Here is a 2,036-nt window from a genome sequence, read left to right on the forward strand (position 1 = left end):
CCCAATAATTTAGGTATTGATATCGTAGAAATTACGGCCTTGCAATACTTTATACTATATCCTCCTGAACAAGTAGTAGTGATTGAATCGTAAAAAAAATGATTGAGTACAAAGGATGTAACTACTGCCGATATTTTCGACCAGAGGGAACCTGTCCAGCCTTTGAGCCTGGCTTAATTCCCATAGAAATTGTTTCCGGTCAAATCAAACATACTAAGCCTTTAGCAAATCAGAGAAACACAATTGTTTATGTGCCTACAAAAAAATCCATAATCTACAGGTATAGAACAGGAAATCATCAATTATAACTGAAAAAATACCCAAAAATCTGTGATTTGGTACACTCCTGACCACACTAATGCTAGTTTTACTCAGGGAGATATTAAAGCTCCTTGGGAAGGAATTGGTACGGGTTGGTTCCATTCTGTTTTAGGTGGAGGTTCTCAATTACGACCTTATTTTGATGGTGGGAAGAAGACTAAAACTGAGTTGGGTAACTTTGAGAATTATTTGAAGAATAATTTTGATGCTGTAGCGGCTCAACTAGATTCGCAACCCATTCCTGGTTGGTCTTTGTACAATGGCGATAATAAGTCTGTGTTGCAAAGCTCCTTGGTGAATCGGAACAGCATTACTACTTTATCTAACCCTGTAGTAGGGGCTAATTTGGGTTCAATCAATTATGCTCTAAAATTAGGTACAGGCGACAGCATCACGCACAATCCCTTTGTTGTACCGGATTGGGGAAATTTACGATTTGATGTTTTTGCTCCCACTCAAAGCGGAACACTAAATGTCAAGCTTGAAACGATAGATGGACAAAGTAAAAATGTAATCATCAATCTGGCACAAGATGCAAACTTTCAAATTGATGCAGCCAACAACAATAACACCGAGTCTATTAAGAACATCTATTCAGACATTGAAAATAAGATTGGGTTTGGCAGAAAAGGATTTGAAACCTTCCAACTTAAGTTAAACCTCACTGATTCAGAAATAGCAGATTTCCGAGGAAAGTCAGCGAAAATAACTTTTTCTTTAGACGGCGGTGACTCCGTTTACATAGATAATGTTTTCTTCAAGAGTGACCATCTCAACTTTGGCAATCCCACTCAAGCTAGATGGAATCCTAGCAACAGTACATATAAAAACAACTTGCTGCTTGAAAAGCCCCAATACGCAGTGTCTTACAATGCTGACACCAAACTTGCCAACTGGGTTGGTTGGAAAGTAGACAAGACATGGACGACAAGACCGCAACCACAACCAGGAGAATTACCCAGTGGGTTAATAAAAAGACCTGAGTTTATAGCCGACCCCGATCTTTTATCTGGTGGCTTGTCAGCCTATGATGGAAATATCTTTACTGGCTTAGGAATGGATCGAGGTCATTTGTCTCCTGACAGAGATAGAAGAAGACATCCCAAAGACCAGTTAGCAACCTACCTAACCACTAATTTGATTGCCCAGTCAATGGATAATAATCGATTTTTTGTTCCAGGAAGCAACTCTCCAGCAGATGCTTCTGCTTGGTTCAATATAGAAGATAAAGTGATAGCCCCCAGAGTTGCTCAGGGGCAAGAGCTTTACATTTTCGCTGGAGCTATTGGTAACAATCCAAATGTTCAAAAGAAAACGAATGTTCCTGAGTTGCTCGATGACCTTTTCAATGGAGAGTTGATCAATCAGGGAAACACAAGCCCTAGCAATTTGTCAAACCGACAAATTCACATTCCTCGATGGACGTGGAAAACAATTATGGCTGGGGAACAACCAGGAGCCGAAGTTACTTCGTCAAACATAGAAACTTTCGCATATATGACGCCTAATGTAGCGGAACCAGATTGGACTTTATCCTTAGATGGGGTTGCAAATCCACTTAACAATAATATGTTTTCTCCCTTTTTGGACAACGTTCGCCCTAAAATAACTGGTAAAACGGATTGGAGGAACCCAGATACTTGGCGAGTTACTCTTCCAGAACTCACAAAGATTCTGAACGAACGCAACCGAGTCCGCAATTATGCGTTTGATTT

Annotated in this window: 1 protein-coding gene; it reads left to right on the forward strand. The window is 40.1% G+C overall.

The features are described from left to right. Positions 1-330: 330 nt before the first annotated feature. A partial coding sequence (locus tag JGK39_RS33400) for a DNA/RNA non-specific endonuclease (protein WP_293322697.1) occupies positions 331-2,036 on the forward strand: 1,706 nt, incomplete at its 3' end.

The sequence above is a fragment of the Microcoleus sp. PH2017_12_PCY_D_A genome, from assembly GCF_020738565.1.
Lineage (GTDB): Bacteria > Cyanobacteriota > Cyanobacteriia > Cyanobacteriales > Microcoleaceae > Microcoleus.